Raw genomic sequence first — 15657 nt, 5'->3', positions numbered from 1 at the left:
CTGCCTCCTAAGAAAATTCTTTATCTTGGCCAAACATGTAACTCTTATTATGATACTGCATTGACATAATTAATCCAATCCCGATCATGTTTCCAATTAAAGCAGAACCCCCCGCACTTACGAAAGGCAATGGGATCCCCGTTAATGGTAATAGACCAATACTCATCCCCACATTTTCAAATACATGGAAAATAATCATCATAATTACCCCGGTAGAGATATAAGCATAAAAAACATTTCGGGTATCAAATGTTACTTTGATCATTTGATAAATTAACAACAAATACAATAAAATTAAAACAGCACTACCTATAAAACCAAAGTTTTCGCCAATTACGGAAAAAATCATATCTGATTCCCGAACTGGTACGTAAACATGAGATTTATTAAAGCCACTACCAAATAATCCACCAGAGCCAATGGCCTTGATACTTTGCCATAATTGATATCCCTGATTAGTAGTATCCGATGACGGATGTAACCAAGTATCTACCCGGGAGAATTGGTATGCTTGAAAACCAAAGTGTTCCAAAATTTTTCGACCGGAATCAGTAACCACCAGACTAAGGGCAGTTCCCCCAATTCCAGCAATAATTATAAAAGCCGGCAAAATAATTTTCCAGGTAATGCCGGATACTAGAATTAAGCCTCCCAAAATAGCAAAGAAAACCAGCATGGTCCCAAAGTCATTTTGGAGTTTTAATAGCACAACAACTGGTAACGTCCAAAGCGCCATTTTACCTAACAGAATCCAATCACTTTTAATGGTTCTCAGCGGATTTTCATCATTATGTTTGACGATTACCTTGGCCATCATTAAAATATAGGCCGGTTTCATAACTTCAGAGGGTTGAAACGTAAATGGTCCCAGTGCAAACCAACTTTTGGCACCCGTGTTGGCCGCATAAGCGCGACTGTAGAAAAATAACACGGCTACCAATAAGCCCACACCAAGCCAATAAACGTAAGGAGCAATCTTCCATAACTGCTCTGAGTCAAATTGCATGATTATAACAACCGCAATAACTCCCAGTACATACCAAATTAATTGAGAAGATACCGCTTTAACCACACTAGTAGAACTAGAGTCATGCGAAGCTGCTACATAAATTGATCCTAAGCCAATTAATGCTAGCATTAAAACACAAAAAACTATGCCCCAATCAATTCGTGACTCATCTTCATCTTTTCGACTACGTGTATTTTCCAAACCGTCACTTCCTTTCCACTTCTAATGATGCAAGTGAAATTCCTTGATAAGTTCTTGAATACCTTCATCGAAGCTATTAACCTTAAAGCTTTCATTTTTTGCGGTGGTCATTAAAAACTTATTATCGTTTTCTCTAACGTTACCAAGAAATTGTTTCCAAATATATACTTCGGAAACTGTTTTGCCATCTCCCGCTTTTTTTTCAGTAATTTCTACTTCAATACTCTTTTTTGCTTTACTCATTTACAACTCCTACTTGTAATTATAGTCGCATTTCTTTTCGATACTTACTTGCAGCCTCTTTATTTCTCCGTAAAGAAAAATGATCTGGCACCGGATCATATCCGCCCTTAACAAAGGGATGACACCGTAAAATTCTAGCACTGCCCATTAAAATCCCTTTAATGACACCGTGTTTTTGAATGGCTTGAATCATATAGTTGCTGCAAGTTGGGTAATAACGACATGACGGTGGAAATAACGGTGAAATATACCGTTGATAGCCATGAACCATCCCAATCATTATCTTTTTCAAGATTTACCTCTTATTTGCTCTTTTCAACTTTAGCCTTTGGTTTACCATCTTTATTATAATGTTCCAATAAAATTCCGGCTCCCTTAGCAACATTATCTAATGGATTTTCAGAAATAATCACTGGCAAGCTCAAAGCATCCGCAATGACTTGGTCAATATCAGCCAATAAAGCTCCACCACCAGTTAACATTACTCCTCGATCAACAATATCAGAAGCTAATTCTGGAGGTGTAACTTCTAACACTTCTTTGGCCCCGTCAATAATTAACTGAATGGTGTCTTGGATTGCCTCCGCAATTTCATTACTAGTAATAGTAACTGCTCTAGGCATTCCGCTAACCGTATCTCGGCCCCGCACTTCCATTTCTTTTACATTATCTTCTGAAGGTCTAGCGGTTCCAATCTCAATTTTAATTTTTTCAGCTGTGTGTTCACCAATTTGTAATCCATGGTGTTGCTTGATGTAGGCTACAATTTCAGAATTCATTTTATCACCAGCAACTCTAATTGATTTACTGGAGACTACATCGCCTAATGATAAGACGGCGATATCACTAGTTCCACCACCCATATCAATTACCATGTTACCCCGTGGTTGGAAAATATCCATTCCTGCACCCACAGCGGCAACTTTAGGTTCTTCTTCCAGGTAGACAGTACCACCACCAGCTTTTTCTGCGGCTTGAGTAATCGCATTTCTTTCAATTTCCGTAACGTTTGTAGGTGCACAAATCATAATCTTAGGACGTGACATAAACCCTTTCACGTTTAATTTATTAATAAAATAAGTTAACATTTCTTCGGTGATATCAAAGTCTGAAATAACCCCGTCGCGTAACGGACGAATTGCCCGAATGTTGCTTGGCGTTCTACCAACCATTTTATAAGCTTCCTCACCAACGGCTAGCACTTTACCTGTTTTAGTGTCAATTGCAACCACCGATGGCTCATTTAACACGATTCCTTTACCAGCAACGTAAATAAGTACGTTAGCCGTTCCTAAATCAATTCCAATATCTTTTGCCATCTAAGAAAGTCCTCCAAAAGTTCTTTAATCTCAATCAATAATTATATCATATTCAAGCCCTTAACATGTTTAATGTTCTATAAATAAAAGGCCGAGAATAATCTCGGCCTTAAAAAATTATTTAGCGACTGGGTTATTGATCACTACTTGTTCGTCACTAACTTCTACGCGCTTAATTTCAGCGCCTAAAGCTTCTAACTTTTTATGAAAATCATGGTAACCACGATCCAAATAATTTAGATTACGAACTTGCGTATATCCCTTTGCAACTAAGCCGGCCAATACTAATGCAGCAGCAGCTCTTAAGTCAGTTGCGGCAACTTCAGCACCATTAAAATCAGTAGGACCGTCCATTACCACTGTTTTGCCAGAAATAGTGTATTGAGCATTCATCCGTCTTAATTCTTCTAAGTGCATAAACCGATTTTCAAAAACATTTTCGGTCATTGAGCTACTTCCCTTAGCAGCCAATTGCAAAATCGTCATCTGTGGTTGCATATCCGTTGGAAATCCTGGGTGTGGCATGGTTTTTACATCAGTTGCTTTTAATTCTTTGGGACCAACAATTCGAATTCCATCATTGGTTTCAATGACTTGAACTCCCATTTCCATCATCTTAGAAATTAAAGGTTTATTATGTTCAGCGATTGCGCCTTCAATTAAAACGTCTCCTTGAGTTAAAGCTGCGGCAATCATAAAAGTACCAGCTTCAATCCGGTCTTGTACTACTCGGTGGTTCGTACCGTGCATTTTGGCAACCCCTTCAATTCGAAGTTGTTCAGTTCCGGCACCGTAAACTTTAGCTCCCATTTTGTTTAAAACATTGGCCAAATCAACAATTTCCGGTTCTCTAGCAACATTTTGAATGATGGTGGTTCCTTTGGCTAAAGTAGCTGCCATCATGATATTTTGGGTAGCTCCCACGCTTGGAAAATCCAAATAAATAGTTGCCCCGGTTAAACCATTAGGAGCAGAAGCTTCAACATAACCATCGTGTTGACTAATATCAGCACCTAAAGCTTGAAGTCCCTTCAAGTGAAGGTCAATTGGACGTGAACCGATCGCACAACCACCTGGCATTGCTACTTTGGCATGGCCAAGACGAGCCAATAATGGTCCCATTACTACAATAGAAGCACGCATTTTAGCAACATATTCAAAGGGCGCTTCGCTAGACAACTCTTTAGTAGCATCAAACGTGATTGTATTTTTGTCTTCATCAAAATCAACGTCAATATTAACAAACTCAAGAACCTTATTCATTAGGTATACATCTGATAAAAGTGGAACGTTTGATAATTCACTCGTACCTTCGCTAGCTAAAATCATAGCTGCTTGAATCGGTAAAACAGCATTTTTAGCGCCATCAATATGGACTGTTCCCGTCAACCGATTACCACCATGTACAATGATTTTTTCCAAAATAAATACCTCCAGGTTATTTTACAAGAAAAATTAAATTTCGAATATTATCAATTAACGAGAGAAAAAATGAACTAGTACCATAACCAATTACTACGGACAACAAAACAATTAATAATTTCCCCTGTGTTGCTCGCATTGGAATAAACCGTTCAATATGTAAATCTTGAATACTCCAAAAAGTAAGTCCAATAAATCCTACGTAAGAAATTAAGGTTATCAGTGCTTGAATTCCAATTATTTTCATTCTTTTAATCCTCCAGCTAACGTTCTCAATATACCACATAAAGGTTTTCAAATCAGCCTTTTTTTGAACTCTTAACAAAAAGAAAAGTCCCGTCAAAGATTTAAAATAAATCTTTGACGGGACTTTTAGTTGACATTAATTTAGTTGTTAAATTTTAGAAGTGTTAATTCGGTTAATTGCCTTACGCAATGCCACTTGAGCTCTCGCCAAGCTATCGGTATCGTTTTTAGCTTTTGCTTCTTGAATATGTTTTTCAGCACGACTCTTGGCGTTTTCAGCCCGGGCCACATCAATATCGCTTTGATTTTCAGCCGAATCAGCAACAATGGTTGCATGATTATCTGCAAATTCAATAAAGCCACCATTAACAGCAACTATGTCAGTATTACCATCACGTTCAACTCGTGCTTGATCAACATCTAAATTGGCAATTAAGGGAACATGGTCTCCCATAATCCCTAATTGTCCTACTTTAGTAGTGACAACTAACATTTTTGCATTTTCTTCGTAAACTTTACCATCAGGAGTTACAATACTAACTTCAATAACTGAATTTTCAGCCATTTAAATCCCTCCTTAGCTATTTACGTTTTCTTGCATTTTTTTAGCGTTAGCTACCACATCTTCAATAGGGCCACAGTTTCTAAAGGCATCTTCTGGAAGATCATCATACTTACCTTCTAAGATTTCTTTGAAGCCTTGAACAGTTTGATCGACGGTAACGTATTTACCAGGCAAACCGGTAAATTGTTCCGCAACTGAGAAACTTTGTGACAAGAAGAATTGAATTCTACGTGCCCGGTTAACAATTGTTTTTTCTTCGTCAGAGAGTTCATCCATCCCTAAAATAGAAATGATATCTTGCAATTCACGGTAACGTTGCAAAATGTGTTGAACTTCCGTAGCTACTTCATAGTGCTCTTGACCAACAATATGTGGATCAAGGGCTGATGAAGTAGAAGCCAATGGATCAACGGCAGGATAGATCCCTTGTTGAGTCAAAGAACGTTCCAAGTTAGTAGTGGCATCCAAATGGGCAAACGTAGTTGCCGGAGCAGGATCCGTGTAATCATCGGCAGGAACGTAAACGGCTTGAATAGAGGTAATCGCCCCTTTGTTAGTAGAAGTAATTCGTTCTTGCAATTGACCCATTTCAGTTGCCAAAGTTGGTTGGTACCCAACGGCAGATGGAATCCGGCCAAGCAAGGCAGAAACTTCTGAACCGGCCTGGGTGAATCGGAAGATGTTATCAATAAATAACAACACGTCTTGGCCAGCAACATCACGGAAGTATTCCGCAATAGTTAAACCAGTCAAAGCAACCCGCATACGAGCTCCAGGAGGTTCATTCATTTGTCCATAAACCATGGCAGTTTTTTCCAAAACGCCTGATTCTTTCATTTCATAGTACATATCATTACCTTCACGGGTTCGTTCACCAACCCCAGTAAAGACAGAAATACCATTATGACCTTGGGCGATATTATGGATTAATTCTTGAATTAAAACGGTTTTACCAACACCGGCACCACCGAACAAACCAACTTTACCACCACGAATGTATGGTTCAAGTAAGTCGATAACTTTAATCCCAGTTTCCAAAATTTCAGTCGATGGACTTAATTCATCGTATTTAGGTGCATCTCGGTGAATTGGCCACCGTTCTGCATCTGGTCCAAAATCAGGACCGCCATCAATTGGATCACCAAGAACGTTAAACACCCGTCCCAAGGTATCTTTACCTACGGGAACACTAATAGATGCTCCGGTATTTTCAACATCCATCCCACGACGTAAACCATCAGTTCCGTCCATGGCGATGGTTCTAACAACCCCGTCACCAAGTTCCAACGCAACTTCGACCACGAGATCTTTGTCTTCACTTTCGTGAATTACCAAAGCAGTATTAATTTCTGGAAGTTTTTCATCCAAGGAGAATTCAACATCAACAACGGGTCCGATAACTTGAATAACTTTACCAGTACTCATGTGTATTAACTCCTCTATTTATAAAAATTTAACTATTGACTAAGCGCTTCTTGACCACCGGTAATTTCGGTGATTTCAGTAGTGATAGCAGCTTGCCGAGCACGGTTAAATTGTAGTTCCAAACGGCCAATTAAATCATCAGCATTATCAGAAGCTGACTTCATAGCGGTTGAACTAGATGCATGTTCGGCAGTCTTAGCATCCAAAATGGCACCGTAAACTAAGCTTTCAGAATATTGCGGTAAAATGGCATCTAAAACTGCTTGGTTAGATGGTTCTACATCATATTCAGTATTCATGTTTACCACTTCAACTGATTTAGAAGCTTCAGTATTCAAAGCCTCACCATCAATTGGTAACATTTTTTCAGCCCGGAATGTTGAGGTAATTCGGTTAACAAAATGTTCATAGCAAACATAAAGTTCATCAAATTGATTATCCTCAAAGCGAGTTGTTAATGTTTTAACAATGCTTCTAATTTCATCAAAAGTAGGAACATCACTAACTCCACGATATTCAAACGTTACGTTAGCGCCCTGCTTTTTGTAAAAATCAGCACCAGTTCCACCAACTGCTAAAATCTGGTAGTCATTTCCTTGGCTATGTTCTTTAATGAATTGGTTAGTTTCACGCAAGACGTTACTATTATAGCTACCAACCATTCCACGATCAGAAGTAATCACCAAGTAAGCACTTCGTTTAGTCGTATTTGCTGCTGCATCTTGATCTGAGGATTTAGCCAAATCGTCGAACATGTGGGCTTGCGCCAAATGATAAACGACGGATTTAACTTGGCTAGCATACATATCATAATTCTTGGTATGCTTGAGAATTTGGTTTAACTTTGATTGTGAAACCATTTCCATCGCATTGGTAATCTGCCGTGTTTTTTTAGTAGATGCAATTCGATGTTTGACATCGTTTAACGATGCGCCCATTATTCTCGCCCTCCTTTTTAATCGTTGACTACAGCTGCTGACTCATCTGTTTTTTTAGGTTCAAAAGTTTGACTGAATTCTTTAATGCCTGCATCTAATTTATCTGTATCTGGTAACTGACCAGTCTTAGCAATTTCAGCCAATAAATCAGAATAGTTACTATCAAAGTAAGCAAAAAGTTCATTTTGATATTGTTCGATATCGTCCAATTCAACTTTATCTAAATAACCGTGAGTCAAGCAATAGAGAATCAATACTTGTTTTTCAACGGGAAGTGGTGAATGAAGTGGTTGTTTAAGAACTTCCACAGTTCGAGCACCACGATTTAATTTAGCTTGGGTAGCTGCATCCAAATCAGAGCCGAATTGAGCAAATGATTCCAATTCATGATAAGAAGCCAAGTCCAAACGTAATGTTCCGGCAACCTTCTTCATAGCTTTAATTTGGGCATCCCCACCAACCCGAGAAACTGAAGTCCCGGCATCAACAGCTGGCCGGACCCCTGAATAGAACATGTCTGAATTCAAGAAGATTTGGCCATCAGTGATAGAAATAACGTTGGTTGGAATATATGCAGAAACATCCCCCGCTTGAGTTTCAACGATTGGCAAAGCAGTCATTGAACCACCACCCAATTTGTCACTCAACTTAGCAGCCCGTTCCAATAGACGTGAATGAGTATAGAAGATATCACCAGGATATGCTTCCCGTCCAGGAGGCCGACGAAGAATCAAGGAAAGTTCACGATAAGCATTGGCTTGCTTTGAAAGATCATCGTACACGATCAAAACGTGTTGACCTTTGTTCATGAAATACTCACCCATTGTAGCACCGGCATAAGGAGCAATATAAAGTAATGAAGCAGGTTCAGAAGGACCCGCTGAAATTACGATAGTATAGTCCATAGCACCGTATTGTTCTAAAGTATTTACGGAAGCTCGGACAGTTGATTCCTTTTGACCGATAGCTACGTAAATACAGATCATATCTTGATCTTTTTGGTTCAAAATGGTGTCAATCGCAATAGAAGTTTTACCAGTCTTACGATCACCAATGATTAATTCACGTTGTCCCCGTCCAATTGGAACAAGTGAATCGATGGCTTTAATACCAGTTTGAAGTGGTTCACTAACTGATTGCCGGTCCATAATGCCAGGAGCTTTATGTTCGATTGGTTTATGATCGTCAGCTTTAATAGCCCCTTTACCATCAATTGGTTCACCAATTGAATTAACAACCCGACCTACCATTGCGTCCCCAACAGGAACTTCCATGATTCGGCCAGTTCGTTTAACGGAATCGCCTTCGCGAATTCCAGTATCGTCACCCAAAATCATAATACCAACATCGTTGGTTTCAAGGTTTTGAGCCATTCCATAAACACCATTTGCAAATTCAAGCAATTCACCTGACAAGGCATTTTCGAGTCCGTGAGCACGGGCAATACCATCACCAATATACGTAACGATACCTGTTTCTTCAACATCGAGTTCATTATTATAGCCTTGCAGCTGTTGCTTGATTAGAGCACTGATTTCCTCAGCTTTAATGCTCATAAAATTCACCTCTTTAATAGATATCGTTAGTTCAATAACAACTTTTTAACTTTGTCGATCCTAGATCTAACGCTTCCATCAATAATCGTATCGTTGGAACGCATTACTAGTCCTCCAATAATTGATGAATCCACTTTAGTAGTCAAAATTACCTTTTGAGCACCTACTCGTTTAGCAAACGCAGCTTCGATTTTAGCCTTTTGATCAGCATCTAATTCTGTAGCAGACGTTACTTCAGCACGAACCACATGAGCATCAGCTTCAGCAGCTTTTTCAAATTCATCAATAATTAATGCCAACTCAGGGAAGCGACGATTTTGTTTAATAACTTCGATTAACTTATTAGTAAAATCGGATGCTTGTTCCACAATAGGAGCAAGTAAAGCTAATTTAACTTCAGGTTTAACGGCATTATCGTCTAAAACCGATCCCAATTGAGGGTTCTCTGAGAAAATTTGGCCTAAGGATAGTAATTCCGGTCTTTCGGATTCAACATCGTTAGTCTCTTTTAAGACTGCCAAAATGGCATTTGCATATTTTTTTGCAATTCCAATTCTATCTTGACTCATTTGGCTTTCCCAACCCTTCGATATAAGAATCAATGAGCGCTTTTTGATCATCCGCATTAAGTTCTTTGGTAATGATCTTGGAAGCAATATCAATAGATAGACTTGCAACGTCTTTCTTAGAGTTAGCCAAAGCTTCTTGTCGTTGTTGCTCGATATCCTTTTCTGCGGCGATTTTCATGTTAGCAGCATCATTGTGAGCATCTTCAATAATTTGATCGTGTTGTTTTTGACCAGTTTGCTTTGCATCATTGATGATACCAGTTGCTTCTTGACGAGTATTCGCCAATTCAGCTTGTCGTTGACTGGCAAGTTTTGAAGCATCAGCCTTAGACTTTTCAGCAGAATCAATATCATTGGCGATTTTATCAGATCGGTCTTTCATCATCTTAGTGATTGGTTTCCAAGCCAAAACTTTGATTAACCACATTAAGATTAGAAAACTGACCATGATATAGAGCATATCACCATAATAAAGTTGAGCTCCAACTACAGAAAACGTAAACATCTATTGGCACCTCCTTCGTTTAAATTTAAAATTATTACTTGTTCATAAGTAACAATGCCACAACGAAGGAAATAATTGGCATAGCTTCAACAAGACCAACACCAATAAACATTGTAGTCCGTAATTGACCAGATAATTCTGGTTGGCGAGTCATGCCTTCCAAAGTCTTTGAAATAACCATAGCATCACCAACACACGCACCGATAGCGGCACCAAACATACAAATAGCAGCTGCAATTACACCCATAATAAAAAACCTCCTAAATTTTTATTCCTCGATTTCAATTTTCCGAGAAATATATACAGATGATAGTGTAACAAACACATACGCTTGAATACACCCAAGAAAGACTGAGAAGCCTTGCCAAACCATTTCTACCGGCAACACGGCAATCCAAGTTAATGGACCTCCTTTAGTTGCCAAACTAGTGATCATGCCCAAAAGCATTTCACCGGAATAAATGTTCCCGAATAAACGAAGTCCTAACGTCAAGAAGTTCGCTAATTCTTCGAACACATTAAGAACGATAAAAGGCGCAAATGGTTTAAGGTAATTAGTGAAATGATCCTTATACCCTAACTTTTGGACTCCCATAAATTCAGCAAAAGTCAGCGTCATTAATGATAACGTCAAGGTAATTAACGGATCAGCTGTTGGACTTTTCACATAGACGACACCAGAGATATCAACATGCAAGAATAGTCCTTGTAAGTTAGCAATTAAAATGAAGAAAAATAGCGTGAACGCCCATAATCCTAGCTGCTTACCAGTTTCACCCGAAACCGATCCTTTTACAATTCCGTTGGTAAAATCAATCATAAACTCTAAAACATTCTGCCTTTTACCCGGTTTTAACGTCACTTGCCGTGATAATGCAAAAACGAGTCCCAATACCAGCAAACAAGCAACGGTAATTGAGACTAGATTCCCAACGTTAAACGTTAATCCCAGAAACGTAAAAGTAGAAGTAGGTTCTCCCATAGGTTCTCACCCCTTTCTATTATAGATTTCGCAACGTCAGTCAAGATGGTAAAACCAAATCGAATTCATTATGCGAGTATTTGCCCCAGACCGGCGATCAAATACACTTGAAATAATACCACCAACTAGACCAAAGTTCAAAGCAAATTAACAAATTGGGAATATGTTTTTAAATTACAAGAAAACGGTAACATAATGAATATATATACAAAAACGGAACAAAAAAATGCATACCAATGTTTGATCAATATTTGTCAATAAAAAAAGAAAAAGACATCATAAGATGTCCTTTTCTTGAATTTACTTTTATTTAGTTCCAAAAAGTCGATCACCAGCATCGCCTAGGCCAGGAATAATGTAGCCTTGATCATTAAGGCCTTCATCTAAAGCAGCTGTATAGATATCTACATCTGGGTGAGCTTCTTGCAATGCGGCTACCCCTTCAGGAGCTGCAACTAAACAAACAAATTTAATGTTGCTTGCCCCACGTTTTTTCAAGGCATCAATAGCCATAATGGCTGATCCACCGGTAGCCAGCATTGGATCAACAACAAAAACTTGGCGTTGTTCAATATCTGACGGTAGTTTTACGAAATATTCGTGAGGTTCAAATGTATCTTCATCACGATACATTCCAATATGGCCAACTTTAGCGGCTGGAATTAAATTCAAAATTCCGTCAACCATACCAATTCCGGCTCGTAAAATTGGTACAATTGCAACTTTCTTGCCAGAAATTTGTTTAGCATGGGCAATTCCTTCAGGAGTTTGAACATCAACATCTTCTAATGGCATATCACGAGAAACCTCAAAAGCCATTAAAGTTGCGATTTCATTAACAACTTCCCGAAATTCTTTAGTACCACAATTTTTGTCTCTAATCATTGTTAATTTATGTTGAATTAACGGATGATCCATAACCTGAAACTTACCCAAACTCATTCACTCCTTTTTTATTTCATACTATTGTATCATAATCTTCACCAATTTAATCAGTGTTTTCCATCATTTGTTTATCAAAATGACTTTGCCCGGCTGACTTATTCAACCGATTCATATAGGCTTCTCCCAAGCCATCCGTTGAAAAGGCTTGAGTAAAAATTGATTTAATTTCAGCGTGATTATCAAATTCACGCAGTTCCTCAAACAAATGATGACTAGCACTTTGAACATCAACACCTAAGGATACCACCCGAGCATTATCAGGCCAATCAATATGGTTGATAACATCATCAGTTCCCATGACTCCCACAACTTCTTGAGGATGATGATTAATCCAACGAGCAACTGCAGGCCAGTCAGTCGGTTGATCAACGATATAAACTTGTGCATTAGGAGCGTAGTGTTTATATTTCATTCCTGGTGCTTTAGGAACTTCCTTAATACCAACATGATGTTGTTCATCATTTATTGGATGGTTTAACACGGCTTCAATTTCACCTTTGCTAACTCCACCTGGTCGCAGGATAGTTGGCGTTTCCACTGACATATCTAAAACTGTAGATTCAACTCCCACTCTAGTAGGACCATCATCAACCACCGCCGCAATTTTACCGTCCAAATCATGCAAGACGTGCTCAGCAGTTGTGGGACTGGGCTTACCAGAAGTGTTCGCAGAAGGGCCTACCATCGGTACTCCTGCGGTCCGAATCAATGATAATGTCGCTTGATTATCCGGAAATCTAAATGCCGCCGTGTCCAAACCACCAGTAACTGCTGGAGATAACACGTTTGGTTTTAATTTAAAAATTAAAGTTAAAGGTCCCGGCCAAAATGTAGCCATCAACTTTAACGCATCCGAGCTTAAATCAGCTGCATATTCTTTTACAGTATCAATATCAGCTACGTGAACAATTAAGGGATTATCACTTGGTCGCCCTTTGGCTAGGTAGACTTGTTTAACTGCTGCTTCATTAGTTGCGTCAGCCCCTAATCCATAAACCGTTTCCGTTGGAAAAGCAACTAACTGTCCGGCCTTAATTAAATCAGCAGCCTCATTTATTGTTTCAAGATTTAGTGTCTTAGTTTGCATTTTATCGCCCCATCTTCATCCGAATCATTCGTGGCTTGTCAGCAACATCCTTGCGAACTTCGATCTGAGCCGTTGGGAATTTCTGCCGTAACATTTTTGCCACTGCGTCACCCTGTTTAAAACCAATTTCTAAATATAATTGCCCGTTTTGAGTTAAATGCTCCGCTAAATTATCAATAATTTGTTGATAAATAGCTAACCCGTTATCCAAAGCAAATAATGCCGTTTCAGGTTCAAATTCTAGCACTCGTTGATCCATTAACGGTTTTTCTGCTACATCAATATAGGGCGGATTAGAAACAATAATGTCAAACCGTTCCTCAATTGAGGTAAACACATCACTTTGGACAAAATTAATGTTAACTTGATTATTAATCGCATTTTCTTCAGCAATATTCAACGCAGTAGCTGAAATATCTGAAGCTAACATTGACCAATTCTGCCGATTAACTTTTAGAGCAATTGCAATTGCACCGCTACCGGTCCCAATGTCTAGTACAGACTTCGGATCGTTTTTATTATCAGTTAAAATCCACTCAACTAGTTCAGCCGTTTCTACTCTAGGAATCAAAGTCGCTTGATTGACCTTAATTGGTAATTCATAAAAACTGGTCCGGCCAATTACATACTGTGGTGGCATCCCCGCTAACAGCTTAGCTATATCTGATTGAAATTGTTGCCAATCATTCATCGCCATCGATTGTTGATATCGTGTCAGTAATTCCACCGCAGTTAAATTTAATCGCTGCTCTAAAATAAAATCAACATCAAAATGATCACCCATCTTTTGATCAGTTAATTCAGCAATACCCCACTGTCGGGCTTGAAAAAAAGTTGGTTTTTCTGGCTTATTCATTGTTCAAATTTTCAAGTTTTTGTGCTTGATCAGAAACAATTAAAGCATCGATAATTTCGTCTAATTCCCCGTTCATTACCCGGTCTAACTTATTTAAAGTTAAACCAATTCGATGATCAGTAACCCGATTTTGAGGGAAATTATAGGTTCTAATACGTTCAGAACGATCACCAGTTCCGACAGCTGATTTACGTTCAGCGTTATATTGGTCTTGTTCTTGTTGTGCGTAGTAGTCATAAACTCGAGCCCGCAAGATTTGCATGGCCTTGGCCCGGTTTTGTTGTTGAGAACGTTCATCTTGCATAGCAACCACAATTCCAGTTGGCAAATGCGTCATTCGTACCGCTGATGAAGTTTTGTTAATATGCTGACCACCAGCCCCAGAAGAACGATACACATCCGTACGGATATCCTTAGGATCAATATCAATATCCACGTCTTCGGCTTCTGGCATTACTCCTACCGTAGCAGTTGAGGTGTGCACCCGACCAGCAGATTCAGTTGATGGAATTCTTTGAACTCGGTGAGCACCGTTTTCAAACTTAAGTTTGGAATAAACGTTGTTTCCAGTGATCATAAGGACGATTTCCTTAAAACCACCAACTTCGGTATCACTTCGATCCACAATTTCAACCTTCCAGCCCTGCTTTTCAGCGTAACGAGAATACATATTAAAGAGATCCGCAGCAAACAAACTACCTTCGTCTCCACCAGCAGCACCGTGAATTTCCATAATAATGTTTTTGTCGTCATTAGGATCTTTAGGCAATAATAAGACCTTTAATTTATCTTCCAAATCAGCTTTTTCACTACGTAAATCAGCGATTTCTTCTTTTAACATGGCTTCTAATTCTGCATCGCTTTCTTCACGAAGCATAGTTTCATCATCATCTAATTGTGAGCTTACTTCCTTGTAGTGATTAAAAGTTGCTACTGTTTCTCGTAAGTCAGCTTCTTCTTTAGAGAGTTTCATAAAACGTTGAGTGTCAGAAATAATTTCTGGATCACTGATTAATTCATTTAGTTCATCATAACGGTCAACAACCGCCTGTAGTTTATCAAAAATTTCGTCCATTATTAATCCTTTCTACTATCCTTATAGTAAGGGATGATTGTAGTGTCGGCGACAAACTGGGTAATATGACTCATTACCCCCCATTTGAATTTGTTCGCCTTCGTATACTGGTTTACCATCGTGGATTCGCAGATTCATAATGGCTTTTTTGCCACAGAACCAACAAATTGTTTTCATTTCTTCTATTTTATCTGCATACAACAATAATGCTTGTGAGCCTTCAAATAAATGGTTTTGAAAATCGTTTTTCAATCCAAAAGCAATTACTGGAATATTTAATTCATCAACAATTTTAGTCAATTGTAAAACATGTTGTTTAGTTAAAAATTGAGCTTCATCAATTAATACACAACTAGCATGACTATCAATTGCTTGAACTTCTTCAAAGATATTCGTATCATCAGCAATTGAATAAGCTTCTCGTTCGAGGCCGATGCGGGATTCAATCATTCCTTCTTTTTCCCGAGTATCAATTGCACTAGTCATAATAATGACACTTTTGTCTTGTTCTTCATAGTTGTGAGCTACCTTAATAATTTCAATAGTCTTACCACTATTCATTGCTCCATATCGATAAAATAATTGCGCCACGTTGATCACCTTTCTTTGCGTACTCGTTTTTTATTATACAGAAAATACCCCTAGATTTCGATAACTTTTCTGCTTTCTACCATTCAAATTATTTGAATTGTACAAAGTTATTAGTAAAACCAG

General features: G+C 38.6%; 19 protein-coding genes. All 19 read right to left on the bottom strand.

Annotation, left to right across the window (positions count from 1 at the left end; translation table 11 throughout):
* Positions 1-7: 7 nt before the first annotated feature.
* On the bottom strand, positions 8-1210 hold the full coding sequence (locus OXT66_RS06975) for an FtsW/RodA/SpoVE family cell cycle protein (RefSeq protein WP_268596646.1): 1203 nt from the start codon (positions 1208-1210) through the stop codon (positions 8-10).
* Between the two features lie 21 nt (positions 1211-1231).
* Positions 1232-1453 (bottom strand): DUF2969 domain-containing protein, encoded by a 222-nt coding sequence (locus OXT66_RS06970; protein ID WP_268596645.1) that lies wholly within the window; start codon positions 1451-1453, stop codon positions 1232-1234.
* A gap of 19 nt (positions 1454-1472) precedes the next feature.
* Complete coding sequence (yidD, locus tag OXT66_RS06965; RefSeq protein WP_268596644.1) at positions 1473-1745, bottom strand: membrane protein insertion efficiency factor YidD; 273 nt, start codon at positions 1743-1745, stop codon at positions 1473-1475.
* 10 nt (positions 1746-1755) lie between these two features.
* Complete coding sequence (locus OXT66_RS06960) at positions 1756-2772, bottom strand: rod shape-determining protein (protein ID WP_268596643.1); 1017 nt, start codon at positions 2770-2772, stop codon at positions 1756-1758.
* A 117-nt stretch (positions 2773-2889) separates the two neighbouring features.
* A complete protein-coding gene (murA, locus tag OXT66_RS06955) occupies positions 2890-4194 on the bottom strand; it encodes a UDP-N-acetylglucosamine 1-carboxyvinyltransferase (protein WP_268596642.1) in 1305 nt (434 codons plus the stop codon).
* Positions 4195-4210: 16 nt separating this feature from the next.
* A complete protein-coding gene (locus tag OXT66_RS06950) occupies positions 4211-4441 on the bottom strand; it encodes a DUF1146 family protein (RefSeq protein WP_268596641.1) in 231 nt (76 codons plus the stop codon).
* Between the two features lie 147 nt (positions 4442-4588).
* Positions 4589-5005: a F0F1 ATP synthase subunit epsilon gene (locus OXT66_RS06945; protein WP_268596640.1), complete on the bottom strand. Its 417-nt coding sequence runs from the start codon at positions 5003-5005 to the stop codon at positions 4589-4591.
* Positions 5006-5017: 12 nt separating this feature from the next.
* On the bottom strand, positions 5018-6430 hold the full coding sequence (atpD, locus tag OXT66_RS06940) for a F0F1 ATP synthase subunit beta (protein ID WP_268596639.1): 1413 nt from the start codon (positions 6428-6430) through the stop codon (positions 5018-5020).
* Positions 6431-6462: 32 nt separating this feature from the next.
* On the bottom strand, positions 6463-7368 hold the full coding sequence (locus OXT66_RS06935) for a F0F1 ATP synthase subunit gamma (protein ID WP_268596638.1): 906 nt from the start codon (positions 7366-7368) through the stop codon (positions 6463-6465).
* Between the two features lie 17 nt (positions 7369-7385).
* The gene (atpA, locus tag OXT66_RS06930; RefSeq protein ID WP_268596637.1) at positions 7386-8924 is read right to left on the bottom strand and encodes a F0F1 ATP synthase subunit alpha; all 1539 of its coding nucleotides are present in this window, start codon (positions 8922-8924) and stop codon (positions 7386-7388) included.
* Positions 8925-8950: 26 nt separating this feature from the next.
* Complete coding sequence (gene atpH, locus OXT66_RS06925) at positions 8951-9493, bottom strand: ATP synthase F1 subunit delta (RefSeq protein ID WP_268596636.1); 543 nt, start codon at positions 9491-9493, stop codon at positions 8951-8953.
* A complete protein-coding gene (gene atpF, locus OXT66_RS06920) occupies positions 9480-9998 on the bottom strand; it encodes a F0F1 ATP synthase subunit B (protein ID WP_268596635.1) in 519 nt (172 codons plus the stop codon). Before atpF ends, atpH begins: the two co-directional genes overlap by 14 nt.
* 34 nt (positions 9999-10032) lie before the next feature.
* Positions 10033-10245 carry a F0F1 ATP synthase subunit C gene (gene atpE, locus OXT66_RS06915; RefSeq protein ID WP_054669045.1) on the bottom strand — a complete coding sequence of 71 codons (213 nt, stop codon included), beginning with the start codon at positions 10243-10245 and terminating at the stop codon, positions 10033-10035.
* A gap of 21 nt (positions 10246-10266) precedes the next feature.
* Positions 10267-10980, bottom strand: a complete 714-nt coding sequence (gene atpB, locus OXT66_RS06910; RefSeq protein ID WP_054669047.1) for a F0F1 ATP synthase subunit A — start codon at positions 10978-10980, stop codon at positions 10267-10269.
* 306 nt (positions 10981-11286) lie between these two features.
* On the bottom strand, positions 11287-11916 hold the full coding sequence (upp, locus tag OXT66_RS06905) for a uracil phosphoribosyltransferase (RefSeq protein ID WP_056978186.1): 630 nt from the start codon (positions 11914-11916) through the stop codon (positions 11287-11289).
* A 52-nt stretch (positions 11917-11968) separates the two neighbouring features.
* Positions 11969-13012 (bottom strand): L-threonylcarbamoyladenylate synthase, encoded by a 1044-nt coding sequence (locus OXT66_RS06900; RefSeq protein ID WP_268596634.1) that lies wholly within the window; start codon positions 13010-13012, stop codon positions 11969-11971.
* Between the two features lies 1 nt (position 13013).
* Complete coding sequence (prmC, locus tag OXT66_RS06895; protein ID WP_268596633.1) at positions 13014-13868, bottom strand: peptide chain release factor N(5)-glutamine methyltransferase; 855 nt, start codon at positions 13866-13868, stop codon at positions 13014-13016.
* Complete coding sequence (gene prfA / locus OXT66_RS06890; protein ID WP_268596632.1) at positions 13861-14943, bottom strand: peptide chain release factor 1; 1083 nt, start codon at positions 14941-14943, stop codon at positions 13861-13863. Before prfA ends, prmC begins: the two co-directional genes overlap by 8 nt.
* Before the next feature lie 21 nt (positions 14944-14964).
* Positions 14965-15534: a thymidine kinase gene (locus OXT66_RS06885; RefSeq protein ID WP_268596631.1), complete on the bottom strand. Its 570-nt coding sequence runs from the start codon at positions 15532-15534 to the stop codon at positions 14965-14967.
* Between the last annotated feature and the right edge of the window lie 123 nt (positions 15535-15657).

It is taken from the genome of Lentilactobacillus senioris, from assembly GCF_026798195.1.
Taxonomy (GTDB): Bacteria; Bacillota; Bacilli; order Lactobacillales; family Lactobacillaceae; genus Lentilactobacillus; species Lentilactobacillus senioris_A.
This window is presented reverse-complemented; position numbering and strand designations above follow the sequence as displayed.

Excerpts from the sequence above, each read along its gene's own strand:
- atpE (WP_054669045.1), bottom strand. The coding sequence starts at position 10,245 with ATGGGTGTAATTGCAGCTGCTATTTGTATGTTTGGTGCCGCTATCGGT.
- OXT66_RS06900 (WP_268596634.1), bottom strand. The coding sequence starts at position 13,012 with ATGCAAACTAAGACACTAAATCTTGAAACAATAAATGAGGCTGCTGAT.
- atpB (WP_054669047.1), bottom strand. The coding sequence starts at position 10,980 with ATGGGAGAACCTACTTCTACTTTTACGTTTCTGGGATTAACGTTTAAC.
- atpH (WP_268596636.1), bottom strand. The coding sequence starts at position 9,493 with ATGAGTCAAGATAGAATTGGAATTGCAAAAAAATATGCAAATGCCATT.
- atpD (WP_268596639.1), bottom strand. The coding sequence starts at position 6,430 with ATGAGTACTGGTAAAGTTATTCAAGTTATCGGACCCGTTGTTGATGTT.
- OXT66_RS06935 (WP_268596638.1), bottom strand. The coding sequence starts at position 7,368 with ATGGGCGCATCGTTAAACGATGTCAAACATCGAATTGCATCTACTAAA.
- OXT66_RS06970 (WP_268596645.1), bottom strand. The coding sequence starts at position 1,453 with ATGAGTAAAGCAAAAAAGAGTATTGAAGTAGAAATTACTGAAAAAAAA.
- prmC (WP_268596633.1), bottom strand. The coding sequence starts at position 13,868 with ATGAATAAGCCAGAAAAACCAACTTTTTTTCAAGCCCGACAGTGGGGT.
- OXT66_RS06945 (WP_268596640.1), bottom strand. The coding sequence starts at position 5,005 with ATGGCTGAAAATTCAGTTATTGAAGTTAGTATTGTAACTCCTGATGGT.
- OXT66_RS06950 (WP_268596641.1), bottom strand. The coding sequence starts at position 4,441 with ATGAAAATAATTGGAATTCAAGCACTGATAACCTTAATTTCTTACGTA.
- atpA (WP_268596637.1), bottom strand. The coding sequence starts at position 8,924 with ATGAGCATTAAAGCTGAGGAAATCAGTGCTCTAATCAAGCAACAGCTG.
- atpF (WP_268596635.1), bottom strand. The coding sequence starts at position 9,998 with ATGTTTACGTTTTCTGTAGTTGGAGCTCAACTTTATTATGGTGATATG.
- prfA (WP_268596632.1), bottom strand. The coding sequence starts at position 14,943 with ATGGACGAAATTTTTGATAAACTACAGGCGGTTGTTGACCGTTATGAT.
- OXT66_RS06960 (WP_268596643.1), bottom strand. The coding sequence starts at position 2,772 with ATGGCAAAAGATATTGGAATTGATTTAGGAACGGCTAACGTACTTATT.